This window comes from Bartonella bacilliformis KC583 (assembly GCF_000015445.1).
Classification (GTDB): Bacteria; Pseudomonadota; Alphaproteobacteria; order Rhizobiales; family Rhizobiaceae; genus Bartonella; species Bartonella bacilliformis.
In genome coordinates this window covers 536,949-562,684 of sequence record NC_008783.1, presented here as the reverse complement: position 1 = coordinate 562,684, position 25,736 = coordinate 536,949, and the positions used below count along the sequence as shown (strand labels likewise).

Annotated in this window: 19 protein-coding genes and 1 pseudogene; 1 reads left to right on the top strand and 19 read right to left on the bottom strand. The window is 38.2% G+C overall.

Annotation, left to right across the window (positions count from 1 at the left end; translation table 11 throughout):
- Positions 1 to 55: 55 nt before the first annotated feature.
- The 7 genes and pseudogenes from lon to BARBAKC583_RS02605 form a co-directional block, all read right to left on the bottom strand.
- Positions 56 to 2,479, bottom strand: a complete 2,424-nt coding sequence (lon, locus tag BARBAKC583_RS02640) for an endopeptidase La (protein WP_005766689.1) — start codon at positions 2,477 to 2,479, stop codon at positions 56 to 58.
- 176 nt (positions 2,480 to 2,655) lie between these two features.
- Complete coding sequence (clpX, locus tag BARBAKC583_RS02635) at positions 2,656 to 3,930, bottom strand: ATP-dependent Clp protease ATP-binding subunit ClpX (RefSeq protein ID WP_005766687.1); 1,275 nt, start codon at positions 3,928 to 3,930, stop codon at positions 2,656 to 2,658.
- Positions 3,931 to 4,137: 207 nt separating this feature from the next.
- The gene (clpP, locus tag BARBAKC583_RS02630) at positions 4,138 to 4,770 is read right to left on the bottom strand and encodes an ATP-dependent Clp endopeptidase proteolytic subunit ClpP (RefSeq protein WP_005766685.1); all 633 of its coding nucleotides are present in this window, start codon (positions 4,768 to 4,770) and stop codon (positions 4,138 to 4,140) included.
- Positions 4,771 to 4,916: 146 nt separating this feature from the next.
- A pseudogene (locus tag BARBAKC583_RS02625) lies at positions 4,917 to 5,724 on the bottom strand (hypothetical protein).
- 4 nt (positions 5,725 to 5,728) lie between these two features.
- Positions 5,729 to 7,105, bottom strand: a complete 1,377-nt coding sequence (trkA, locus tag BARBAKC583_RS02620; RefSeq protein ID WP_005766683.1) for a Trk system potassium transporter TrkA — start codon at positions 7,103 to 7,105, stop codon at positions 5,729 to 5,731.
- Between the two features lie 3 nt (positions 7,106 to 7,108).
- Positions 7,109 to 8,467 (bottom strand): nitrogen assimilation response regulator NtrX, encoded by a 1,359-nt coding sequence (ntrX, locus tag BARBAKC583_RS02610; RefSeq protein ID WP_005766681.1) that lies wholly within the window; start codon positions 8,465 to 8,467, stop codon positions 7,109 to 7,111.
- A gap of 27 nt (positions 8,468 to 8,494) precedes the next feature.
- The gene (locus BARBAKC583_RS02605; protein WP_005766680.1) at positions 8,495 to 10,723 is read right to left on the bottom strand and encodes a sensor histidine kinase NtrY-like; all 2,229 of its coding nucleotides are present in this window, start codon (positions 10,721 to 10,723) and stop codon (positions 8,495 to 8,497) included.
- Between the two features lie 665 nt (positions 10,724 to 11,388).
- Here BARBAKC583_RS02605 and BARBAKC583_RS02600 point away from each other — a divergent pair.
- Complete coding sequence (locus tag BARBAKC583_RS02600) at positions 11,389 to 12,582, top strand: bifunctional 2-C-methyl-D-erythritol 4-phosphate cytidylyltransferase/2-C-methyl-D-erythritol 2,4-cyclodiphosphate synthase (RefSeq protein ID WP_011807336.1); 1,194 nt, start codon at positions 11,389 to 11,391, stop codon at positions 12,580 to 12,582.
- A gap of 90 nt (positions 12,583 to 12,672) precedes the next feature.
- On the opposite strand, the gene BARBAKC583_RS02595 is transcribed toward BARBAKC583_RS02600, so the two are convergent.
- From BARBAKC583_RS02595 to tpiA, 12 genes are all read right to left on the bottom strand, one after another.
- On the bottom strand, positions 12,673 to 13,134 hold the full coding sequence (locus tag BARBAKC583_RS02595; protein ID WP_005766674.1) for a type II toxin-antitoxin system RatA family toxin: 462 nt from the start codon (positions 13,132 to 13,134) through the stop codon (positions 12,673 to 12,675).
- A gap of 11 nt (positions 13,135 to 13,145) precedes the next feature.
- On the bottom strand, positions 13,146 to 14,099 hold the full coding sequence (gene lipA / locus BARBAKC583_RS02590; RefSeq protein WP_005766672.1) for a lipoyl synthase: 954 nt from the start codon (positions 14,097 to 14,099) through the stop codon (positions 13,146 to 13,148).
- A 76-nt stretch (positions 14,100 to 14,175) separates the two neighbouring features.
- Complete coding sequence (gene lpdA, locus BARBAKC583_RS02585; protein WP_005766670.1) at positions 14,176 to 15,636, bottom strand: dihydrolipoyl dehydrogenase; 1,461 nt, start codon at positions 15,634 to 15,636, stop codon at positions 14,176 to 14,178.
- A gap of 215 nt (positions 15,637 to 15,851) precedes the next feature.
- Positions 15,852 to 17,177: a pyruvate dehydrogenase complex dihydrolipoamide acetyltransferase gene (locus BARBAKC583_RS02580; RefSeq protein WP_005766668.1), complete on the bottom strand. Its 1,326-nt coding sequence runs from the start codon at positions 17,175 to 17,177 to the stop codon at positions 15,852 to 15,854.
- 14 nt (positions 17,178 to 17,191) lie between these two features.
- The gene (locus BARBAKC583_RS02575) at positions 17,192 to 18,556 is read right to left on the bottom strand and encodes a pyruvate dehydrogenase complex E1 component subunit beta (RefSeq protein ID WP_005766667.1); all 1,365 of its coding nucleotides are present in this window, start codon (positions 18,554 to 18,556) and stop codon (positions 17,192 to 17,194) included.
- A 16-nt stretch (positions 18,557 to 18,572) separates the two neighbouring features.
- On the bottom strand, positions 18,573 to 19,625 hold the full coding sequence (pdhA, locus tag BARBAKC583_RS02570) for a pyruvate dehydrogenase (acetyl-transferring) E1 component subunit alpha (protein WP_005766664.1): 1,053 nt from the start codon (positions 19,623 to 19,625) through the stop codon (positions 18,573 to 18,575).
- A gap of 130 nt (positions 19,626 to 19,755) precedes the next feature.
- Positions 19,756 to 20,085 carry an FtsB family cell division protein gene (locus BARBAKC583_RS02565; RefSeq protein ID WP_005766662.1) on the bottom strand — a complete coding sequence of 110 codons (330 nt, stop codon included), beginning with the start codon at positions 20,083 to 20,085 and terminating at the stop codon, positions 19,756 to 19,758.
- Between the two features lie 330 nt (positions 20,086 to 20,415).
- On the bottom strand, positions 20,416 to 21,687 hold the full coding sequence (eno, locus tag BARBAKC583_RS02560) for a phosphopyruvate hydratase (protein WP_005766659.1): 1,272 nt from the start codon (positions 21,685 to 21,687) through the stop codon (positions 20,416 to 20,418).
- Between the two features lie 90 nt (positions 21,688 to 21,777).
- Positions 21,778 to 22,626, bottom strand: coding sequence for a 3-deoxy-8-phosphooctulonate synthase (gene kdsA / locus BARBAKC583_RS02555; RefSeq protein WP_005766656.1), 849 nt, complete (start codon positions 22,624 to 22,626; stop codon positions 21,778 to 21,780).
- Between the two features lie 36 nt (positions 22,627 to 22,662).
- Positions 22,663 to 24,291 carry a CTP synthase gene (locus BARBAKC583_RS02550; protein ID WP_005766653.1) on the bottom strand — a complete coding sequence of 543 codons (1,629 nt, stop codon included), beginning with the start codon at positions 24,289 to 24,291 and terminating at the stop codon, positions 22,663 to 22,665.
- Between the two features lie 117 nt (positions 24,292 to 24,408).
- A complete protein-coding gene (gene secG, locus BARBAKC583_RS02545) occupies positions 24,409 to 24,858 on the bottom strand; it encodes a preprotein translocase subunit SecG (protein ID WP_005766651.1) in 450 nt (149 codons plus the stop codon).
- A 98-nt stretch (positions 24,859 to 24,956) separates the two neighbouring features.
- The gene (tpiA, locus tag BARBAKC583_RS02540) at positions 24,957 to 25,721 is read right to left on the bottom strand and encodes a triose-phosphate isomerase (RefSeq protein WP_005766648.1); all 765 of its coding nucleotides are present in this window, start codon (positions 25,719 to 25,721) and stop codon (positions 24,957 to 24,959) included.
- Positions 25,722 to 25,736: the final 15 nt, after the last annotated feature.

The following is a 25,736-nucleotide window of genomic DNA, read 5'->3' as shown; positions in this document are numbered from 1 at the left end:
CCTAAAATGGCTTTTCATTGCTTTGAAAAATACAACGCTAAATTCAAAAAATGAATCAATGTGCAACCGGTATGCTTTCATCATCGCTCCCTGTTCTAACAGTTGTAGACACTTTTTTAGAAGGATCTGTCCATTCAATAGCTTCAGGAAAGCAAACTAACGCATGCTTAAGCACTTCACTGACATGACTCACAGGAACAATTTCTATATTGTTTTTGACATCATCAGGAATATCAACCAAATTCTTTGCATTTTCTTCAGGAATGAGCACTTTTTTAATTCCTCCCCGAAGAGCTGCAAGCAATTTTTCTTTCAATCCACCAATCGGTAAAACACGTCCACGCAAAGTAATTTCACCAGTCATTGCAATATCTTTATGAACAGCTATTTCCGTTAGGACTGAAACAATTGCTATCACCATTGCAATACCAGCTGATGGACCATCTTTTGGTGTTGCTCCCTCTGGAACATGAACATGAATATCGCGCTCTTCAAACAGCGTTGGTTTAATGCCAAAATCAACAGCACGAAAACGTACATAAGATGCCGCCGCAGAAATTGATTCTTTCATGATATCACGTAAATTTCCAGTCACAGTCATTTTGCCTTTACCAGGCATCATAACTCCCTCAATGGTCAACAATTCTCCACCAACTTCAGTCCATGCAAGCCCAGTAACAACACCAATCTGATTTTCCCCTTCAACTTGGCCAAAGCGATAACGCTTTACCCCTAGAAAATCGTCAATATTATCTTCTGTAATTGCTATAGATTTCTGATTATTTTTAAGAATTTTCGTAACTGATTTGCGAGCTAATTTCATTACCTCACGCTCAAGATTACGGACCCCAGCTTCACGTGTGTAGAATTGAATAATCGACCTTACTGCATCATCAGAAACACTGAACTCTTTTTTAGATAGAGAATGATCCTTTAATACTTTTGGTAAAAGATGCCGTTTAGCAATCTCCATCTTTTCACATCCAGTATAACCTGCAATACGAATAATTTCCATTCGATCCATTAATGGCCCTGGAATGTTAAGTGTATTCGCAGTTGCAACAAACATCACATCAGAAAGATCATACTCTACTTCCAAATAGTGATCAATGAATGTACCATTTTGTTCAGGATCAAGCACTTCCAGCAAAGCTGATGAAGGATCTCCACGAAAATCCTGACCCATTTTATCAATTTCATCAAGCAAGAAAAGAGGATTGGTTTTCTTAGATTTTCTCATGGATTGAATAATTTTTCCAGGCATAGAACCAATATAAGTCCGACGATGTCCACGAATCTCCGATTCATCCCGGACCCCTCCTAATGAAATGCGAACATACTCACGACCTGTCGCCTTTGCTATAGAACGTGCAAGTGATGTTTTTCCAACACCTGGAGGACCTAAGAGACAAATAATAGGACCTTTTATTTTCGATGATCGGCTTTGTACTGCTAAATATTCAATGATTCGTTCTTTAATTTTCTCAAGGCCAAAATGTTCATTGTCCATGACTTTTTCAGAAAAATCCAAATCATTCTTAATTTTTGATTTTTTTCCCCAAGGTACAGCTAAAAGCCAATCAAGATAATTACGTACAACTGTTGCCTCTGCAGACATAGGAGACATATTACGTAATTTTCTAAGCTCTGCACTAGCCTTTGCACGTGCCTCCTTTGAAAGTTTTGTTCTGTTAATGCGTTCTTCTAACTCAGATAGCTCATCGCGACTATCGTCACTTGCTCCTAACTCTCTCTGAATAGCCTTTAATTGCTCATTTAGATAATATTCTCGTTGAGTTTTTTCCATCTGCCGTTTAACATGTGAACGAATACGCTTTTCAACCTGTAAAACGGAAATTTCTCCTTCCATAAAGGAAAGCACGCGCTCAAGACGATCACGTATAGGCAGCAAAGCCAAAATTTCCTGCTTGTCCGAAAGCTTAATGACTAAATGGGAAGCAATAGTATCAGCGAGCTTAGAAGGATCATAAACCTGGCTAACCGCACTTACAACTTCAGGAGAAATTTTCTTATTAAGTTTTACATAATTTTCAAAATAAACCATCACCGATCGAGAAAGAGCTTCAATCTCAACTTCATCTTCCTCAAATTCCTCTGTAATAGCTGCATAAGCTTGATAATAATCTTCATTAGTGATGAATTGGCTAATTTTTGCACGCGCTGTACCTTCAACCAAAACTTTCACAGTTCCATCAGGAAGCTTTAAAAGCTGAAGAATATTAGCAACCGTACCAATATCATAAATATCTTCTGCTTTTGGATCATCATCAGCAGCATTTTTTTGCGTAGCCAATAATATTGGCTTATCTTCTGTTATTATTTTTTCAAGAGCATGAATTGACTTTTCTCTGCCAACAAAAAGCGGAACAATCATATGTGGAAATACAACAATGTCACGGAGCGGTAAAACAGCATAAAGCTCCTCCATCACCTTAGTCTCTTCATTAATATACTGCATATCTTACCTTCCTGGAACCGACGATCCCCCCACTCTACAAACTATCTCTAGAAAAACTAGCCACCTATAATAAATGAAGATGGTAACGATAGATAAATAAATCAAGAATCACATCATAATGCCCAGAGATATATATCCCAAATAGCGTCCATTATCGTTTATACAATAACCTTACATCACGCAGATACGTTTTCTTTATCCTCTACACGCTCTGAATAAATATAAAGAGGGCGCGCCTTTCCTTCAACAACATCACTTGAAATCACCACCTTTTGAACACCTTCAAGAGCTGGTAATTCAAACATAGTATCAAGAAGAATCTTCTCCATAATCGAACGTAAACCACGAGCACCCGTTTTACGCTCAATCGCCTTATTAGCAATAGCGCGTAAAGCATCTTCATGAAATGTTAATTCGACATTTTCCATCTCAAAAAGATGTTGATACTGCTTAACTAAAGCATTTTTTGGCTGTGACAAAATTCGAACAAGTGCATCAATATCTAAATCTTCCAAGGTAGCTATAATGGGAAGACGACCAATAAATTCTGGTATTAAACCAAACTTCACAAGGTCTTCAGGCTCTAAATCGTGAAAAATTTCACCAACGCGACGCTCATCTGGCGCTTTAATAGTAGCAGAAAAACCAATTGAAGTTTTTTCACCACGCCCCGAAATAATACGTTCCAAGCCAGCAAAAGCGCCCCCACAAATGAACAAAATATTTGTTGTATCAACTTGAAGAAATTCTTGCTGTGGATGCTTACGCCCACCTTGCGGAGGAACAGAGGCTATCGTCCCTTCCATAATTTTTAGCAACGCCTGCTGAACCCCCTCACCCGAAACGTCCCTTGTAATCGATGGATTATCAGCTTTACGAGAGATTTTATCAACTTCATCAATATACACAATACCACGCTGTGCACGTTCAACATTATAATCAGCGGATTGAAGAAGTTTCAAAATAATATTTTCAACATCTTCACCCACATAGCCCGCTTCAGTCAGAGTCGTGGCATCTGCCATAGTAAAAGGTACATCAATGATGCGTGCCAATGTTTGTGCTAAATAAGTTTTGCCACATCCTGTTGGCCCAACAAGAAGAATATTTGATTTTGCTAACTCAATAGCGTTATTTTTAGACTGATGTGCAAGACGCTTATAGTGATTATGAACAGCAACAGAAAGAACGCGCTTTGCATATCGCTGCCCAATAACATAATCATCAAGAACCTCTATAATTTCTTGTGGTGTAGGAACACCATCACGCGTCTTAATACCTGAAGACTTATTTTCTTCACGAATAATATCCATACATAGCTCTACGCATTCATCACAGATAAATACAGTAGGTCCTGCAATGAGCTTACGCACTTCATGCTGACTTTTGCCGCAGAATGAGCAATAGAGAGTATTTTTTGGTTCGCTCCCACTATTGCTAACTTTGCTCATTTTACTTTCCTTTCACTCCAACACACAAAACAGCTCGTCTCTATTAAAGAAGTTTTTCATAACCACAGATATAAAGACTATAAAAAATTAAGAATGCTACAACATCTTTAAATATTTACTATCTTTGTAGGGTTTTATATTTAAAAATAGTTATTTTAAAGGCAACCCTTACATGTTTAATAAATGCTATTTTCTGTAAAAAATTCCCTAATCTTTCTCTTCTTTTTTAGTTTCTGCACGATATTGTATAACATCGTCAATCAAACCAAACATCTTTGCTTCTTCTGCTGTCATAAAATGATCACGATCAAGCGTGTTTTCAATAATTTCGTAATCCTGCCCTGTATGTTGGACATAAATTTCATTCAAATGCCGTTTCATCCTTATAATATCTTGTGCATGCCGTTCAATATCAGAAGCTTGACCCTGGAAACCACCAGATGGTTGATGTACCATGATACGTGCATTCGGCAATGAAAAACGATGCCCCTTTGCTCCCGCTGTTAAAAGTAGTGATCCCATAGATGCAGCTTGCCCCATACATAGTGTAGAAATAGGAGGACGAATAAACTGCATAGTATCATAAATCGCCATACCAGATGTTACTACACCACCGGGCGAATTGATATAAAGGCTAATTTCTTTTTTAGGATTTTCTGCTTCCAAAAAAAGTAACTGTGCACACACAAGCATCGCCATACTATCTTCAACAGGACCATTAATGAAAATGATCCGTTCTTTTAAGAGACGGGAAAAAATATCATAGGCTCTTTCTCCACGATTAGTCTGCTCGACAACCATAGGAACTAAACTTAAAGCTGTTTTTACCAGATCACTCATGTTTTTTATTTCCACCAATATAAAAATGTTACTTTACGCATTAATCACATTACTCATAGGCTAATAATACTCTCTTACGCAAGCTACAATCAATTATGTTTCAAGTAGATTAAAATTTTAGTAATGTAAAAATAACAACAATAAACTTACTCAAACCAATCCTGCGCATCAGGGTACGTGACACTGCCCAATGATAAAAGCTCCCTTCTTGAGGTCTTTGAGTTGTCTTAGCTTTTCTGTGAATATGAAAACCTATAAAGCGTGGATATTCTAACATTTTAATACCAAAAACTGGATCAAAAATCCGTTCAGCTTTTCATCCTGTCCAATAATAAAATGTTTCTTTTTCTTTTGCTTCATAGAAAAAATTATATTGTTTAGCTAATCGCGAAATACCATCATTACCAAATATCGTAACTCCAACCATTCTTGGTAAAATGGTTATTCCTCTTCGTCTTTAACCAAAATGGTCTCCAAATACGGCGTTTAAAACCCAACCAATTAGGAACAATTTCTGTCCCCGCCAAATAATCTTCAAATGTTTTTATAATCGGACTATCAGGCGGTAAATACAGTGTGCAGAAACCCCAACTCTTAAAGCATTTTCTCTAGCTAACCAATTTTCACCTACTTCTGGATAAAACTGTTGAACAAGATAAACATCTGTATCTAACCAAACACCTTGTTTATATTTCATTAACATAACGGAGAAAATATCTGAAAACTGAACAATTGTATGATTATGTTGATGATCAAAAAAATTGGGATCAAGTCGATAAAATATTGAACGGAGCAAAATTGATTCAGCTTCTGTAACTCAACACCAACAGGTACATTTTGTACTCTTTCATAGCTGAAAAGCTTAACGCGTTGACCAGTTTTAACCATTGATGCTAGGCAAAGCCTATCAACTAACCTTAATTGTTTACCATACCCAAAAGTGCAAATATCAATAATATTAAAAATATTCCAAACTTACTCGGAAAAATTGCTCAACATCACGAACACAATCAGCAAGAGCAAAAATCACTATCCGATCACCAGGTAAAATTCGTGTATCTGATGAAAGCTGGATTATTGTCTTATTACGATAAATCGCACCAATCCGTAAGCCTTCTGATAAATTGAGCTCTGATAATGTTTTACCAATCAATGAGGACGTTTGCATTGCCTCTGCTTCAATAATTTCTGCAGCACCATTAAAAACCGAATGAACAGCACGAATCCGCCCGCGGCGCATTTGTTGCAAAATTCTTGACACCGTAACACTACGAGGATTGAGATGCGTATCCACACCAACTGCACGACTAAACTCTTGATAAGCAACATTATTAATTAATACCATATTCGATTTGCATCCTAATCTCTTCGCTATAATAGCACTTAAGAGATTAACCTGATCTTGATTAGTCAATGTAATCATTAAATCAGCCTGATCAATCCCAGCTTCTTGAAGAATGAGTGGATCTAACACATTACCATGTAAAACTGTTGTTTTTTCAAGTTGATCAGCAATTGTCAGCGCTCTTTCTCTATGCGCCTCTATAATTTTCAATTTTAATTTATGTAGGCGCTTTTCAATAGCTTGCGCAACATAAAGACCAATGTGACCACCCCCTGCAATAATTATGCGATGTGCTTCCTGTTCTTTATAGCCAAACAGTCCAAGAGCACGACGCACCTGATCGCGAGCTGCAACAAGATACGTAATATCACCAACACGCAATTGTGTCTCTGAATGCACTACCAATAATTCTGAACCACGCTTAATAGCAGCAACCGTTGTCTGAAGATCAGGAAAAAGCTCCGTTAACTGACGCAAGGGCGTATTAATGATCGGACAATCTTCCATACATTTCAAAGCTAACACAACAATTTCATCATCACAAAAATAAAGGACATCTATCGCTCCCGGTAGCGCGATACGACGCAGAACCATTTCCCCAACTTCAATTTCCGGCGAAATAACTACATCAACAGGAATATTTTCCCTTGCAAAAAGGGTTTTATAACATGGTTTCAAATATGATTGTGAACGAATACGTGCTATTTTAGTGGGCACATTGAATAATGAATGCGCTACTTGGCAGGCGACCATATTGACTTCATCAAATAAAGTTACTGCAATTAACATATCAGCTTGATCGGCACCCGCAGCTAAAAGAACTTCAGGATGTGTACCATGACCAACGAAGCTTCTAACATCCAACGTATCACGAATTTTTTCAACCAGCTTCGTTTCAGTATCAATAACAGTAACATCATGATTCTCAAAAGAAAGACGCTCTGCTATACCATAACCGACTTGCCCTGCTCCGCAAATAATAACACGCATAGTCTATGAAACTCCAAGCGCTTTAAGCTTACGGTGTAGAGCTGAACGTTCCATACCTATAAACTCAGCAGTACGTGATATATTGCCACCTAAACGCCCAATCTGAGCTGTTAAATATCTTTTTTCAAATAACTCACGTGCTTCACGTAACGGTAAATCCATTATACTCTCATCTGTTTCCATTTGCATATGCGGAAAAGAATCATTCACTTCAACAGGAAGCAATTCCGGTGTTATTGGTCTATCATCATCACGTGCAAGAATAAGAAGACGTTCAATGTTATTACGTAACTGCCGTACATTGCCTGGCCAAGTATGTGATTGCAAAACAGCTATAGCATCATCACTGATATCACGTGGCTTGATACCAATCTGCCGCGATATAGTTTTAACAAAATAATGAACAAGTTCAGGAATATCTTCACGGCGTGCAGAAAGCGGTGGAACAGAAATGGGCACAACGGAAAGACGATGAAATAGATCCTCTCTAAATCGCCCATCAGAAATTAAATTTTCAAGATTTTGCACCGTTGAAGAAATTACACGAACATCTACTTTAACGCGCTTTGTACCGCCAACCCTCTCGAACGTCTGACTCGTTAAAACTTGAAGAATCTTACTTTGAGTTCCACGTGGCATATCGGCAATTTCGTCAAGATATAATGTTCCACCATGAGCTTCCTCTAACGCACCAACTTTACGTTCCCCACTCTCCATTTCATTGCCAAATAATTCTATTTCCATTCTTTCTGGAGTAATCATCGCAGCATTTATTGTAACGAATGGCCCATTGTAACGCGTTGAAAGTGCATGAATAGCGCGTGCTGCCATTTCTTTTCCTGCACCTGAAGGACCAGTAATCATAACACGACTATTAGTCGGCGCCACCTTTTCTATAACCTGGCGCAAATGTTTCATAGCTGTTGATGTTCCAAGAAATGCTGGTGCTTCATTTGATCGCTTTCGTAATTCAAAAAGCTCACGTTTTAATTTTGAATTCTCAAGAGCTCGTTCGGCAACCAATACTAATCGATCAGCTTTAAAAGGTTTTTCAATGAAATCATACGCACCTCGTTTTATAGCAGAGACAGCCATTTCAATATTACCATGACCAGAAATCATAACCACTGGAAGAGCTGGATATCGAATTTTTATTTTATCAAGTAGCGCTAAACCATCAACACGGCTCCCTTGTAACCAAATATCCAAAAAAATTAACTTTGGAATACGCCCATTAATTTCTGCTAATGCTTCATCAGAATTACATGCAACACGTGTTTCATAACCTTCATCATTCAAAATACCAGCAACAAGTTCACGAATATCTACTTCATCATCAACAATTAAGATATCTGATACCATTTCAGTCCCTTATCATACGATTTATGGTTAACATAAGTCTACTTTGTCTGCTGGAAACACCATACGAATCATCGCACCACAACCTCCATAAAAACTGCTCGGTGCATCATATAATTCCATGTAACCACCATGATCTTCAATAATTTTGCGCACAATAGCTAACCCAAGCCCTGTGCCTTTTTTCCGCGTTGTTATATATGGCTCTAATAATTTTTGTCTTTGCTCTTTTGGAAGCCCCTTACCGTTATCAATAATATCTACAACCAAATTCTCCTCTTGGCGATAAGAACGTACTAAAATATGACCACAAACACCCTCTGCTCGTATTACTGAATCAATGGCTTCACTTGCATTTTTTATAACATTACTGAAAGCCTGAACAATAAGACGATTATCAAATTCACCTATAAGCGGTATACTTCCTAAATCTTTCTCAAAATGGATATCATATCGAACAACTTCTATCAAAAAACATGCCTCACGCAATAACCCACGTATATCTGAAGTATGCATTTGTGGTTCAGGCATACGTGCGAAAGAAGAAAATTCATCAACCATACGCCCAATATCCCCAACTTGTCGAACAATCGTATCTATACACCGATCAAAAACTTCTCGATCCTGTGCAACCATTTTATCGTAGCGTCTACGAATACGTTCAGCTGATAATTGAATAGGTGTTAGTGGATTTTTCATCTCGTGTGCAATACGACGTGCAACATCTGCCCATGCTGACGAACGTTGTGCTTCTACGAGATCCGTAATATCATCAATCGTCAAGACCCAAGATTTCCCCTGCCCATCCTCTTCTTCCATTGTAATTTGCACGTTACAAACGCGCTCTTGTCCTGCGACGCTTAAAGTTACTTGCTCACGATGATTTTTACGACTTGATGCACGAACAAGTTCAAAGACCTGCCAAATTTCAGCGCTCAGCGATAAAAGACTATGTCCGATAACTTGTTGAGAATCAATAGAAAACATTGTTTCAATAGATCGATTAATAATTGTAATATCACCGTTATCATCGATTCCAGCGACACCTGCTGTTACACCAGATAAAACAGCTTCAGAAAAACGCCGTCGCTCATCAATTTGATCACGAACTGCAATGAGCTCATTACGTCGGCTTTTAAGCTCACTGACCATGTAATTGAAAGTTTTTGATAATTGCCCAATATCACCATCCTTTGCACGCACTGGTACAAAGACTTCCATATTCCCAGAAGCTACATCATCAGCTGCACCAATAAGAAGCCGAATAGGACGCACTAAACGATCAGCAACAGCAATACCTGCCCAGATAGCTGATAAAAGCAAACTTAAAAAAAGGCATAAATAAAGTATACCAAATGCAATTTGCGTTGGAAGACGATTTTCGTTTAAATCACGATAACGCTCTGTATTTACTTCAGTCAAACGCAAAGCAGATAAAACAGTTTTATCAACATCACGCACTAAATACAAAAATGTATTTGGGATATTGGTAAACTTCAAAATAATGCCAAAATAATCGTGAATTCCTGGCTGAAAAGAAAAAGGCCTCGTATTTGTCGCTCGTATGATAAGATTAGACGGTGGAATAGGCAATTTATCCTCATCACCAAGATCACTTGATGCAAAAATGGTTCCTCCAGCGCTCAATAAAAATGCACCACGGATATTGCGACCTGCAGCATGACGTGTTAACTGCAACCGATACTCAGCTAAATTGTGCAGAAGGAGCGATTTGTTATCTAGTGCAAATGCCATAGCGTAGGATAAATTTTTCAAATTTTGCAGCATTTCATCTGCATAAGCATTCGCCAAATCGATAGAAGATCCTACAATTTGCCGAGTTGTCGTATCAAACCATCGATCAAGCCCTAAATTAAGAGCAGGCCCTGATACAAGAGCTACAGCAACAGCAGGTAATGTCGCAACAAGCGCAAATAAGGAAATAAGACGCACATGAAGACGCGAAGCAGCACGCCTCGAACGCCATGCATGCATAATGGGAATCATCTCGTAAAAAACGATGACGACTAATCCAAAAATCCAAACACTGTTAACTCCTATGAGGATCAATGTCACAACTCTACTAGGAACAACAGGGGTAAACCCAATAAGAATAATAAATGAAATAGAAGCCGTCAGTAAAGCCAATACGATAATTGTGATACCTAAAAATGTATATACCTTACTCAAATGATGTGACCTATCATTATAAGTATCTTGATTTATACCTTGGAGATGTACTTCAGATGTTGTGCTCATAATTATCTTACGTTACCTATCTCACTCCCCTTGCACAACCCCTTGTGGTAAAAATTGACAAACGATATTGAGAATATCTAATTGATTAGAAAATAAAAAAAGAGCTATATTTTTTGAAAAAAAATGCATACGAAAATGCTTCAAAGCAAGCAAAATGCGATTATTTCTCCAATTATCCCTTTTAAATACTTAATTTATATAATCAGCATTTAGTTAGAGTGCTCTAAGTTATATTTTCAATATTGTTAAAAACATGCTACTCTGAGAATTTGCTCTATTTAAAATCCTTGAACCAATTGTAGAAACATATTTTTTGCAGATAACACAAAGACGTATTGATGATATAAAATTCTTTCAACCATTGTAGAGATTTTCAGTAATTAATGTTGTGAAAATAACAAAAGATAATCTCTCCAGAACAGAATGTTTTGACAACATGGTCATTAAATTATTCTTTGATAAATTTCTGTAACTTAAATACTATTATTACATTATTAAATACATTAACTATCTAACGCAAAGATGAATTGGCTACATCTTGTTTAGCGCATTATTCTTTCACAATGTATGTTTCTAATTTGCAATGACCATTTCAACGTCAGTTAAAAATTGATAAGAGCAAAAAATAATGAAATAAAAAATGAAATTTCAAAAGGAGATTAAATATTTCTATTGCAGCGATCATATTAGCCGCCGGACGCGGAAGCAGAGCAGGATCTCTCCAAAATGGTCCAAAACAATACCGATTTTTAGGACGAGAGCCGGTTATTTGTCATACTATACGTTGTTTTTTGCAACATCCAGCTATCACAAATATCATTTTAGTCATCCACCCAGATGACTACCAAATATGTGCAAATGCTATAGCCGATCTTAAAGATCACCTCACAATTATTGAAGGAGGTGAGACACGCCAAATATCTACTTTACAAGGACTTCGTGCACTCAAAAATGTTAAGCCAAACTATGTCCATATTCATGATGGTGCACGCCCCTTTATCGGAAATGAACTTCTTGAACAAATCCATACCTCCATCAACCACAAAGAAGGTATTCTCCCAGTTCTCTCTGTTTCTGATACCCTTAAATATGTCAGCAACACACATCACGTTTTAGAAACAATCCCACGCACTAATCTCTATAGAGCACAGACCCCTCAGTGCTTTCCATTTGAACTTATCTTAGCTGCCCATGAAAAAGCGATGCAATCTCATAAACAAGACTTTACTGATGATTCAGCAATCGCTGAATGGTTTGGTATCCCTATACGCACCATCCCTGGAGATCCAAACAATATAAAAATTACATGGCCAGCAGATCTTGAGACCGCACGCTCATACCTCCTCAAAGGCATGCAAATATTTCCTGATATTCGTACTGGAAATGGTTATGATGTTCATTCTTTTGAAGACGGCCATTATATCACATTATGTGGTATCAAAATCCCTTTTGAAAAGAAATTAAACGGACATTCAGATGCTGATGTTGCGCTTCATGCCCTAACGGACGCTCTTCTCGCTACCCAAGGTGCAGGAGATATCGGCACTCATTTTCCTCCTTCTGATCCGCAATGGAAAAATGCATCATCAGAAATTTTCCTGCACCACGCTATTGAAATTATTAAAAAAGCAGAAGGTCGTATTGCCAATGTAGATATCACACTCATTGCTGAAAAACCCAAAATTGGTCCCTATCGTCACATAATGACAGAAAATCTTATGAAGATACTTAAAATTTCAACTGATCGTATTTCCATTAAAGCAACAACCAACGAAAAATTGGGATTTATTGGTCGTGAGGAAGGTATTGCTGCTCTTGCAACTGCTACTGTTATTTATCCAGGAGAAATTCCAAAATAATATATTTTACTATGGGCAGGCTTTAAACTTATCTCAAGCACAAATCCTTCATATCATCTATCATGTAACAAAGTGAGTTAAGTAAATTATTTATTTCCCTGGAAAACCATAAATCTGATGCGAACGTTTTTCAAAAGCATCAGTAAATTTATTAAAAGCAATATCAAACATTGATCCCATCAACATTCCAAGTACTTTGCTTTTAAACTCATAATCAATAAAAAACTCTATGTTACATGCATTCATATCCTGAATTTGGTGAAATGCCCAACGATTCTCAAGATATTTAAATGGACCATCAATATATTTAACCTCAATGAGATTTTCTTTTGGTTTAAGAAGAACTTGAGTCGTAAAAGTTTCCTGAATCATTTTATAGCCAACTGTCATATCAGCAAGAAGTAATGTTTTGTCTCCGTACTCTTCTCGAGAGCGTACAATTAAAGCCTCACACATTGGTAAAAATTCAGGATAACATTCAATATCCGCGACCAAGTCAAACATTTCATGAGCAGTATGAGCAACTTGCCGATGTGTTGTAAAAGTCGACATAACTATCCTTATCAAGAAAATTTTTGAGCACGTGCTTTTTTCAAAATTTCGAAATCATCTCCTGCATGATGAGAAGAACGTGTAAGAGGACTAGAAGCCATATGCAAAAAGCCCTTTGCTTTACCAATTTTGGCAAAAGATTCAAATTCATCAGGAGGGAGAAAACGGATAACAGGGTGATGTTTGCGCGTGGGCTGTAAATATTGCCCTATTGTCATAAAATCTACATCAGCAGAGCGCAAATCATCCATCAATTGAAGAATTTCATTCCGTTCTTCCCCAAAACCAACCATGATTCCTGATTTTGTGAAGATCATTGGATCAATTTCTTTAACACGTTGCAATAACCGAATTGAATGAAAATAGCGTGCTCCAGGTCGAACTTTTAAATATTTTGATGGAACCGTTTCTAAATTATGATTAAAAACATCAGGCTTAGCAGCAACTACAATTTCTAAAGCGTGATCCTTATGACGAAAATCAGGGGTAAGAACTTCAATCGTTGTCCCAAGAGATTTTCGACGAATAGCATAAATAACTTTTGCAAAATGCTGCGCACCACCATCAGCAAGATCATCACGATCAACAGAAGTAATCACAACATGTTTTAATCCCATCTGAGCAACGGCATCTGCTACACGCTCTGGTTCATCGTCATCAACAGCAAGCGGAATACCTGTTGCAACATTGCAAAAAGCGCAAGCTCGCGTACAAATTTCACCTAAAATCATGAAACTAGCATGCCGCTGACTCCAACATTCGCCAACATTCGGGCACCCTGCTTCTTCACAAACAGTAACCAATTTATTGGCACGAACAATACCATGCGTTTCTTTATATACCTGTGACGTTGGTGCCTTTACACGAATCCAATCTGGTTTTTTCTGAATACTTGTATCTGGACGATGTGCCTTTTCAGGATGACGTACACGCATACTCGTAACTTTATCAACCACCGTAACCATTTAGGACCTCTGCCTTTTAAATATGGAAGGTTAATGAAAAATCATAAAGAGAAAGATTTTTCATACAATCCAGATATCAAGCATTTAAAACCTGACCATAAGCATCCAATACACTTTCTTTCATCATTTCTGATAACGTCGGATGCGGAAAAACAGTATGCATCAATTCCTCTTCGGTTGTTTCAAGGTTCATAGCAATAACAAAACCTTGAATGAGCTCTGTTACCTCTGCTCCTACCATATGTGCACCTAGAAGCTGTCCCGTTTTTTTATCAAAAATGGTTTTAACTAATCCCTGATCTTCACCCAAAGCAATCGCCTTACCATTAGCAGAGAAAGAATAACGACCAACGCGTATATCATAGCCTGCCTCTTTTGCCTTCGCCTCTGAAAGGCCTACAGAAGCAACTTGCGGCGTGCAATATGTACATCCTGGAATTTTCCTTTTATCAAGTGGATGAGCACTTTTCAAACCTGCAATATGTTCAATACATGTTACACCTTCTTCTTCTGCCTTATGGGCCAACATAGGAGGACCAGCAACATCCCCAATCGCATAAATACCCTCCACGCCTGTCCAGCTCCACTCATTCGTTATGATGCTCCCACGATCAGTTTTAACACCCAAAGCTTCTAAACCAAGATTTTCAATATTCCCTTGCACTCCAACAGCTGAAATTAAGCGATCAACAATCATTGTTTGTGTCTTACCCTTAACATCAATATGCGCTGTAACAGAATCAGAGGCTTTTTCAACTTTCGTTACTTTTGCTTCAGTTATAATGCGGATGCCTCTTTTTTCTAACTGTTTACGCGCAAATATCGAAATTTCAATATCCTCAACAGGCATAATATTAGGCATCATTTCAACAACAGTCACTTCAGCTCCCATATCGTGATAAAAGGAAGCAAATTCAATGCCGATCGCTCCAGATCCCATAACCAAAAGTTTCTTCGGTATCGCTTGTGGTATCATAGCCTCAAAATAAGTCCAAATCAGCTTTCCATCTGGTTCAATACCAGGAATAGCACGTGGACGCGCACCCGTTGCAATAATCACATGCTTTGCTTGATATACACCTTCACCTAATGTCCCTTTAGGTACTGGATTTTGCGGTTGCATAATTTTTTTGGATAATGGAGAAACCAAAATCTCTGCAAGCTGGTTACCCTTGACTCCCTTAGTTAACTTTGCTTCACCCCAAATAATATCGACTTTATTTTTTTTCATTAAAAAGCCGACACCAGCATTTAAACGAGCAGAAACTCTACGTGAACGTGTGACAACATCTTTAACATTTGCTTCAATTGAACCATTAAGCTTGAGCCCATAATCTTTGGCATGTTCAGCAAAATGCTTAATTTCTGCTGACCGCAAAAGCGCTTTTGCTGGAATACAACCCCAATTTAAGCAAATTCCGCCCAAATGTTCACGCTCAACGATCGCAGTCTTAAAACCACATTGTGCTGCACGAATTGCTGTCACGTAACCACCTGGCCCTGAACCAACTACAATTACATCGTAAAGATTTGCCACAATAATCCCTCCGTGAATATATAAAACGAATGCTAGCTACCCAAGCCTAAGACCAAAATGAACATGATGAATTTTCTCATGTATTCAGTTCTAAACAATCTGGTTAAATCAAAAAAAGTCGCAAAGCCACCACTAAAATTAAAATCTATACTTCCCCTGCATCATAACTACTGCCTTGCCATCACATACAGTGATGTAAAGCACACCAACAAAATCTAAACTAATATTGATAGAGGATTTTCAATCAGCTTCTTAAAAGTCTGAACAAGCTCTGCTGCTAATGCACCATCAACAGCACGATGATCAACTGAAAGTGTGACCGACATCACTGTTGCTATCGCTAATGCACCATTCTTAACAACTGCACGTTGCTCACCTGCACCAATCGCGAAAATCGTTGCATGCGGAGGATTAATAATAGCAGAAAAATCTTTTACGCCATACATCCCCATATTTGATATGGCTGTTGTTCCCCCTTGATATTCCTCTGGTTTTAACTTATTTGCACGTGCACGCGTTGCAAAATCTTTCATCTCATTAGAAATAACTGGCAACGACTTTTCTTCTGCATGGCGAATAATTGGTGTAATTAACCCATTGGGAATAGAAACAGCAACACCAACATCACAGTGTTTATGATAAAGCATCCCACCTTCAAGCCATGATACATTAGCATCAGGTAACGCCCTTAAAGAAAGAGCAACAGCTTTAATAACCATATCATTGACTGACAGCTTATAAGCAGGATTCATATTTTCTTGCGTTGTAACCATTGGAGCAATGGCATTAAGCTCTGCACGCAGTTTTAATAACGCATCAAGTTCACAGTCTACAGTTACGTAAAAATGCGGTATCGTACTTTTTGATTCAACTAAACGTTTAGCGATTGTTTTGCGCATACTGTTATGAGATGCAAATGTATATTCACTCTCTTTAAATAACTTCATTACTTGTTCATCAGAAGCACCTGTAACTATTGGCCGATTGACCGATGATGAACGAGAATCTCTTAAAGCACCACCACTCAGAGCTTTCTCTACATCACGCTTTATAATCCGCCCATGAGGACCAGTTCCAGAAATAACCGATAAATCAAAACCTGATTCAGCTGCTAATCGCCGCGCCAAGGGAGAGGCAAAAAGACGTGTATTGTCTCCATCTCTTTGTATAAATTGCTGAGCTAGTGATGCATCAGCAACCAATTCTTCTTTTGCTTCTACCTGTTTTGTAACTTTTGATTTTTTCCCTGAAAGAGCGACATCTTCTTCTGCAGCCTTTACTGCCTCAGCTAAATCTTCACCTTCCTCTGCTAATATAACAATCAAAGCATTGACTTTAACCCCTTGTGTTCCAGCAGGAACAACGATTTTAGCGACTGTTCCTTCATCAATGGCTTCTACTTCCATTGTCGCTTTATCTGTTTCAATCTCAGCGATAACATCACCAGAAGAAACTTTATCACCCTCTTTGATATTCCATTTTGATAAATTTCCTTCTTCCATTGTAGGAGAAAGCGCAGGCATTGTGATCTTAATGGGCATAGTGTCTTCCTCCGTTATGTTTTATAAGTTACAGCTTTAACGGCTTCAACAATTTCAGCAATATTTGGCAAAGCTAATTTTTCAAGATTTGCTGCATAAGGCATTGGAACATCTTTTCCAGCAATTGTAGCAACTGGTGCATCAAGATAATCAAAAGCCTGTTGCATAACACGCGTTGCTATTTCAGTACCAACAGACGACTGAGGATACCCCTCTTCAATCGTTACCAACCGGCCAGTTTTTTTAACTGATGTAAGAATTGTTGGCAGATCCATTGGACGAACAGTACGCAAATCTATCAATTCAACGTCAATACCAAGTTTTTCAATCTCTGGTAGCGCCTGAATTGCATAATGCATCCCAATTCCACAAGCCACAATTGTTACATCTTTACCAGATTTGTGAATACGTGCTTTACCAATAGGCAAAACAAAGTCGTCTATCTTGGGAACTTCAAACTGATGGCCGTAGATAATCTCGTTTTCAAGAAAAATAACAGGATTATCATCACGGATAGCAGCCTTCAACAAACCTTTTGCATCTGCAGCACTGTAAGGCATAACCACCTTAAGACCTGGTACATGACTATACCATGCAGCATAACACTGTGAATGCTGAGCGCCAACACGCGCAGCAGCACCATTAGGACCACGGAAAACAATAGGGACAGACATCTGTCCACCAGACATATAACGCGTTTTTGCTGCTGAATTAATAATTTGGTCTATTGCCTGCATAGCAAAATTGAACGTCATAAACTCAATAATGGGACGCAAACCAGCAAATGCAGCACCGACACCCAATCCTGCAAAACCATGCTCTGTTATTGGTGTATCAATAACTCGGCGCCCACCAAATTCTTCCAATAAACCTTGGCTTACTTTATAAGCGCCTTGATATTCTGCAACTTCTTCCCCCATTAAGAAAACCAAGTCATCCCGCCGCATTTCTTCAGCCATAGCCTGATTAAGTGCTTCACGCACTGTCATCATAACCATTTCAGTACCCACAGGAATATCGGGGTCATTAGCTATATCCAAAACAGGAGACGCAGGAACCAATGAAGAAAGAGAAGAAAAATCCTTCTGTGGCTTTTTAAAAGACGTCACCACTTGCGAAATATTTTCAGCAGTTTCTCCTTCTTCTAATAAAACTGCAATGGGAGTGTTAACTTTCACTCCTTCAGTTCCCTCAGAAATCAAAATTTTGCCAAGAACACCTTCATCAACAGCTTCCACTTCCATTATTGCTTTATCGGTTTCAATTTCAGCAATTGCATCACCGGAGTTGACTTGATCACCCTCTTTCTTAAGCCATTTAGACAATTTACCTTCTTCCATCGTTGGTGAAAGTGCTGGCATTAAAATATCAATGGACATACCTTATCCCCTCGTTTTAAACAAGAATGTCAGTATAGAGCTCAAAAGCATCTGGCTCTTGATCATTTTGCGCAAAATCTGCTGCATCAGCAACAACTGCACGCACCTCTTTATCAATAGATTTCAAATCGTCTTCACTTGCCCAACCTTGTTTAATAATTCGATTTTTTACTTGCTCAATTGGATCATGCTCTGTTTTGACTTTTTCTACTTCATCCTTAGACCGATATTTTGCTGGATCAGACATGGAGTGACCACGATAACGGTAAGTCTGTATGTCAAGAATAATCGGCCCTTTACCTGAACGAGCCCAACTGATTGCTTCATCAGCGGCTCCTTTTACCGCACAAACATCCATACCATCAACAGCAATACCTGGAATTTCAAAAGAAAGGCCACGACGAGAAAAATCTGCTCCTGCTGCTGAACGCACAACAGAAGTCCCCATAGCATACTGATTATTCTCAATAACATAGACGACAGGAAGCTTCCAAAGTGAGGCCATGTTAAAACTTTCATAGACCTGCCCTTGATTTGCAGCACCATCACCAAAATAAACTAATGCCACATTGTCTTTTTTAAGATATTGATTCGAAAAGGCTAGACCTGTGCCAAGTGAAACCTGTGCACCAACGATACCATGCCCGCCGTAAAAATCTTTTTCTTTAGAAAACATATGCATCGATCCCCCTTTCCCTTTGGAAAAACCGCCTCGACGCCCTGTTAACTCTGCCATAACACCACGCGGACTCATACCAGCCGCTAACATATGGCCATGGTCACGATAAGATGTAATGATCTGATCACCTTCTTTTGCTGCCTTTAATGTGCCTGTAACAACAGCTTCCTGTCCAATATAAAGATGGCAAAACCCACCAATAAGGCCCATACCATACAATTGGCCTGCTTTTTCCTCGAAACGGCGAATCAAAAGCATTTCACGATAAGCATTGATTTCCTCTTCTTTCGTAAAATGGGCTATTTGCGCTGTCCTACATACCGTCTTAGCAGTATTTAATAATGCAGCATTCTCAACCGATGCAGAATTTTTTTTGATCCGTTCTGCCATATTCAACTCCCTTCGATGACGACCCGTAAATAACCCCTACGAACAAAAGTTACAAGCATTATAAATCAGCTCAAACGATACTATCAGGAGACTTATTATAAAATATTTTTTTAGTTTAATCGATTTCTAATTAATTTTTACTCTCCTTAGGAGAAACTAAAATTGTTAATTCATTCGGTCTAGAAAAATTTAAATTTTCTCGCACATATTCATCAAGCATATCCTTTTCAATATGCCCCTCACGCAAAAGAGAAATACGATTTTCGATAGACGTTCGCTCAACTTCTATTTGATGAAGTTCCTCTTTCAATTCGAAAATATGTTGATTAATTTCACCGCGTGCGCGCAATCCATATTCACCATGATAAATATGATAGCTGAAATAGCTTACAACCCAAACCGTCATAACGGGCAATATAAAGTGCGTTTTGATTGATCTACGTTTTTGCTTCGTCCACATATTGATAGCCGATTTTGTAAAATATTTTACATCTAACTATATATCACTTTGATTAATACCTCATTACCAAAATAATAACCAAACGTGATCGGTAATTAGTCTTTTTTTTACAGTTTAAGCTTCACCTACAAAAACAGAACAAAGAATTGAAAATTCCATTTTTATGTAAAAATTGAAATAGTCAATAATTCTTAACTGATTTGTATCACTTTTTTCATTTTTACTTGCTATAAAAAGATTTCTAAAAACTTATTGATTAAGTCATTGATAAAGAAAAAAAGTTTGAAAATCTAGCAAAGTAATTGCAAAATATAATATTTTTTCTAACCGCTATCGACGATGCCAATTACCTTCATAACGAGCCTGTGTCCCTAGCATTTCCTCAATACGAATAAGCTGATTATATTTTGCTAATCTATCTGAACGTGCAAGTGAACCAGTCTTAATTTGCCCACAATTCGTCGCAACAGTAAGATCTGCAATAAAAGAATCTTCTGTTTCGCCTGAACGATGAGATATAATGGCGCGATAACCCGCCTTATGAGCTGTTTCTATAGCATCAAGCGTTTCACTTAACGTGCCAATCTGATTGACTTTAATAAGAATAGAATTAGCAGCACCCATTTTGATACCATCACGTAAACGGGCTGAATTTGTTACAAATAAATCATCACCAACAAGTTGACATTTGTTGCCGATCGCCTGAGTAAGCTGCTTCCAACCTGCCCAATCATCCTCAGCCATTCCATCTTCAATTGTAATAATAGGATAAGAATCAACAAGATGAGCTAAATATTCTACTTGTTCTTTTACATCACGACATTTGCCTTCACCTTCATAAGCATATAAACTATTTTTATAAAATTCTGTTGACGCACAATCCAAGCCAATAGCAATTTGTTCACCTGGTTTATATCCACATGAAGTTATTGATTCCATAATCAAATTAATTGCTTGCTCAGCACTTTTAAGATTAGGTGCAAATCCACCTTCATCACCAACATTGGTATTGTAACCTGCATCCTGCAAATATCTTTTTAGTGTATGAAAAATTTCAGCACCGTAGCGAACTGCCTCTTTAAAAGTAGGTGCTCCCACTGGAATAATCATAAATTCTTGAAAATCGATTGGGTTATCAGCGTGAGCACCACCATTAATAATGTTCATCATAGGTGTCGGAAGAAGATGCGCTTGTGTACCACCAATATAACGATACAAAGGCAGACCAAATGATTTTGCTGCTGCCTTTGCAACAGACAATGAAACACCCAAAATAGCATTGGCACCAAGGCGTTCTTTGTTAGACGTTCCATCCAAAGCAATCATCGCTTGATCAATAGCTAATTGATTCCTTGCATCTCTTCCACCAAGTTCTTTAAAAATTTCACCATTAATTGCAGCAACCGCTTTCTCAACGCCTTTGCCTTGATAGCGCTTACCACCATCGCGAAGTTCTACAGCTTCATGCGCACCTGTTGATGCTCCTGAAGGAACAGCAGAACGACCAAAAACCCCGTTTTCTAGATAAACATCAACCTCTACAGTTGGATTGCCACGGCTATCAAGTACTTCACGCCCAACTATATCCACAATTCTCGTCATGCAAATCCCATTAACTTTGTTAATCATGTAAGCCCCGTCATCTAGCAGAGGTCTTGATTAATCTTAAAACACCATAACATAGGACACCTCCTATGCATGTATATTTAATTCATTTTTCGTCAAACGATCAAAATTCATCAAAATCTCAATCAATCTCTGTAAATTATCAATCTCGATCATATTAGCACCATCAGACGGTGCATTATCAGGATCTTGATGTGTTTCAAGAAAAATACCTGCAACACCAACAGCAACAGCTGCACGTGCTAATATTTCAACAAACTGACGTTGCCCACCAGATGAGTCCCCTTTACCACCTGGCTCCTGAACAGAATGTGTTGCATCAAAAATAACAGGTGCACCAAACGAGCTCATAATTGGTAATGAACGCATATCAGAAACAAGACGATTATAGCCAAATGAAGTGCCACGCTCACAAAGCATAACATCAGGGTTACCGCTTTGTGTTACTTTTTTTAAGACATTCTCCATATCCCAAGGAGCTAAAAATTGGCCTTTTTTAATATTGATAACACACCCCGTTTTAGCTGCTGCTACGAGAAGATCTGTTTGACGGCATAAAAAAGCTGGTATTTGTAATACATCCACAACTGAAGAAACGGCTCTGCATTGTTCTTCAGTATGTACATCAGTCAATATTGGAAATCCAAATTCCTTCTTAAGATCAGCAAAAATAGCTATTGCTTTTTCAAGGCCAATACCACGTGCTGCACTTAGAGATGTTCTATTAGCTTTATCGTAACTGGATTTATAAACGAAACCGATACCTGCTTGATCAGCGATGGCTTTAATTCGACCTGCCATTTCAAAAGCATGATCCCGACTTTCTATCTGACAAGGTCCCACAATTAAAGATAGAGGTGCTTTATTAGAAAAAACAACATTTCCAACCTTAACAGAGACATTTGGTTGAGACATTTTATTCCTCAAAAACTAAGATAATAAATTTATACACTAAAACAACCTACTTTGTTCCACTGTAGCTGCAATGAAAGAAGAAAAAAGCGGATGCGGATCAAATGGACGTGACTTCAATTCTGGATGATACTGAACACCAATAAACCATGGATGATTGTTATATTCTATTGCCTCAGGCAGAACACCATCTGGAGACATACCAGAAAAAACAAATCCAAATCGTTCCAATATATCTTTATAATGAATATTCACTTCATAACGATGACGATGCCGCTCACAAATACTGGTTGTCCCATAAATTTTGGAGATATGACTATCTTTTTTTAATTGAGCTATAAAAGCACCAAGACGCATTGTCCCCCCCAAATTTCCAGATGCTGTGCGTTTTTCAAAAACATCTCCTTTAAGCCATTCAGTCATCAAACCAACAACAGAATCTTTTGTTTCGCAAAACTCACTTGATGAAGCATTCTCAATCCCTGCAAGATTACGCACTGCCTCGATACAAGCCAATTGCATTCCAAAACAAATACCCAAAAAAGGTATTTTATGATTCCGAGCAAACTGAATTGCTCGAATTTTACCTTCTGAGCCACGCACTCCAAAAGCTCCAGGCACTAAAATCCCATGAACTTTTTGTAAAAAAAGTGCAGGATCTTCTTTTTCAAAAATCTCCGCTTCAATCCATTCAATATTCACTTTTACTTTATTGGCTAAACCACCGTGTGCAACTGCCTCAATAAGTGATTTATAAGCATCTTTTAAACCTGTGTATTTTCCAACAATAGCAATCGTGACCTCTCCTTCAGGATGGTGAATCCGATATGCAATATCTTCCCAACGGTCCATTTTCGGTTCAGGCGCTGAATCAATTCCAAAAGCAGAGAGAATTTCTGAATCCAAACCTTCTTTATGATAGGCAATAGGAACATCGTAAATTGTTGAAACATCTAATGCCTGAATGACTGCACTGGGACGAACATTACAAAAAAGCGATAACTTGCACCGCTCTGATTCTGGAATAGGTCGATCCGCACGCACTAACAAAATATCCGGAGCAATACCAACTGATTGTAATTCTTTAACAGAGTGTTGTGTTGGTTTCGTTTTTAATTCTCCTGCAGAGGAAATATAAGGCATCAACGTAAGATGCATATAAACAACGCTTTGCCTTGGCAATTCATTATGAAGCTGACGAATCGCTTCAAGAAAAGGCATTGCTTCAATATCACCAACTGTTCCACCTATTTCGCATAAAACAAAATCGGATTCTTCATTTCCTGTGGTAATAAAATTCTTAATTTCATCAGTAACATGAGGGATAACCTGAACTGTTGCTCCTAAATAATCACCTCGTCGTTCTCTCTCAATAATATTACGATAAATACGCCCTGTTGTAATATTATCGTGGCGATTAGCAGAACGTCCAGTAAAACGCTCATAATGACCAAGATCAAGATCTGTTTCTGAACCATCATCAGTCACAAATACCTCACCGTGCTGATAAGGTGACATCGTACCTGGATCAACATTTAAATAGGGATCAAGCTTGCGGATTCGCACACGATATCCGCGAGCCTGTAATAACGCAGCTAAAGCCGCCGCTGCAATTCCTTTTCCTAGAGAAGAAACCACACCACCAGTAATAAAAACATAACGTGCCATGGGATTGTGATGATAAGCAATTTATGAAAATTTTTCCAGCAAAAAATGCATAAAAATTACTTTTAAAAAATAAAAATCGCTTTCATGTTGGAAAAAATGAAAGCGATTCTTAAACTATTACTCACTATCAGAATTTAGACTTTTAACCGGCGGTGGAACTGGATTGTCAGTCGCTGAACCAGCTGAACCTTTTTGTTCTTGAGAAGAAGTTGAAGCACCACCTAATTGTTCAAGAATGGAAGGCTGAGTTCCATTACCAGGTGAAGGGACACCTTCTGATGCATTTTTATTTATTGAATTCTGTTCTGAATTAACCGGAATACGATTGAGAATATCCAAATTAGAGTTCGATATACTGCCAACGACGATAAGAGCAATAGAGGTTACAAAAAAACAAATTGCTAAGATAGCCGTTAAACGTGTCAACGTATTTCTAGTCCCACGAGTGCTCATAAATCCTGAACCACCGCCAACACCCAGTCCACCACCCTCTGAAGGTTGAATCAACACAACCCCTACTAAAACAATAACGATTAAAAAATGAATAACAATTAGAACTGTTTGCATAAGCTCCGCTCTTTATAACCACACACTGTTGTTTACAATACAAATTACTTACACATAAATTACACATAATCCAAGAGGTAACATAACATAATTCTTCTTTATAATTTACGATAAATGTTGCAAATAGTTAAAAAATCAGTTGCTTTTAAGCTTGCTCCACCAATCAGAGCACCATTAACGTGACTCGTCTCCAAAAGCTCAGATGCATTGGATGGTTTGACTGATCCACCATAAAGCAAGCGTATTTTGTGCCCCTCATCACCAAAACGATGGCTGACCTCTTTACGAATGAAACCATGCACTTGTGCAATATCTTCTGAAGTAGGTGTCTTTCCTGTACCTATAGCCCATCTCGGTTCATAAGCAATAACGGTATTGTGATCCATTGCTCCCGCTGGCACGGATCCTTTAAGTTGCTGTGCAAGCACATCCAACACTGTGTTATTTTCACGCTCTTCTAATGTTTCACCAATACAAATAAGAGCCACAAGACCTGCCCGCCACGCAGCTTTCACTTTAGCACAGACAATTGCATCACTTTCACGATAATCTGTACGGCGCTCTGAATGTCCAAGAATGACATGACTTGCTCCTGCTTCTTTAAGCATACATGCCGAAATATCTCCAGTATGAGGACCACTATCATTAAAATGGCAATCTTGCCCCCCTAAAAAAATATTTTCATCACTTAATATATCAGAAGCACGTGATAAAAGTGTTGCTGGAACACAAACAAGCGCTTCAAAGCAACGATCTCGGTCAGAATCAATACCAGAAGCAATAGCCCGTAATTCTCTAAGAGATTCGCTAGTCCCATTCATTTTCCAATTTCCGGCAAGCAAAGGCCGAATACTAGAAGTCATATTTTTACCTCAAAA

Coding starts and splice junctions, on each gene's coding strand:
- lon (WP_005766689.1), bottom strand. CDS start 2,479: ATGCAGTATATTAATGAAGAGACTAAGGTGATGGAGGAGCTTTATGCT.
- clpX (WP_005766687.1), bottom strand. CDS start 3,930: ATGAGCAAAGTTAGCAATAGTGGGAGCGAACCAAAAAATACTCTCTAT.
- clpP (WP_005766685.1), bottom strand. CDS start 4,770: ATGAGTGATCTGGTAAAAACAGCTTTAAGTTTAGTTCCTATGGTTGTC.
- trkA (WP_005766683.1), bottom strand. CDS start 7,105: ATGCGTGTTATTATTTGCGGAGCAGGGCAAGTCGGTTATGGTATAGCA.
- ntrX (WP_005766681.1), bottom strand. CDS start 8,467: ATGGTATCAGATATCTTAATTGTTGATGATGAAGTAGATATTCGTGAA.
- BARBAKC583_RS02605 (WP_005766680.1), bottom strand. CDS start 10,723: ATGAGCACAACATCTGAAGTACATCTCCAAGGTATAAATCAAGATACT.
- BARBAKC583_RS02595 (WP_005766674.1), bottom strand. CDS start 13,134: ATGTCGACTTTTACAACACATCGGCAAGTTGCTCATACTGCTCATGAA.
- lipA (WP_005766672.1), bottom strand. CDS start 14,099: ATGGTTACGGTGGTTGATAAAGTTACGAGTATGCGTGTACGTCATCCT.
- BARBAKC583_RS02580 (WP_005766668.1), bottom strand. CDS start 17,177: ATGCCCATTAAGATCACAATGCCTGCGCTTTCTCCTACAATGGAAGAA.
- BARBAKC583_RS02575 (WP_005766667.1), bottom strand. CDS start 18,556: ATGTCCATTGATATTTTAATGCCAGCACTTTCACCAACGATGGAAGAA.
- pdhA (WP_005766664.1), bottom strand. CDS start 19,625: ATGGCAGAACGGATCAAAAAAAATTCTGCATCGGTTGAGAATGCTGCA.
- BARBAKC583_RS02565 (WP_005766662.1), bottom strand. CDS start 20,085: ATGTGGACGAAGCAAAAACGTAGATCAATCAAAACGCACTTTATATTG.
- eno (WP_005766659.1), bottom strand. CDS start 21,687: ATGACGAGAATTGTGGATATAGTTGGGCGTGAAGTACTTGATAGCCGT.
- kdsA (WP_005766656.1), bottom strand. CDS start 22,626: ATGTCTCAACCAAATGTCTCTGTTAAGGTTGGAAATGTTGTTTTTTCT.
- BARBAKC583_RS02550 (WP_005766653.1), bottom strand. CDS start 24,291: ATGGCACGTTATGTTTTTATTACTGGTGGTGTGGTTTCTTCTCTAGGA.
- secG (WP_005766651.1), bottom strand. CDS start 24,858: ATGCAAACAGTTCTAATTGTTATTCATTTTTTAATCGTTATTGTTTTA.
- tpiA (WP_005766648.1), bottom strand. CDS start 25,721: ATGACTTCTAGTATTCGGCCTTTGCTTGCCGGAAATTGGAAAATGAAT.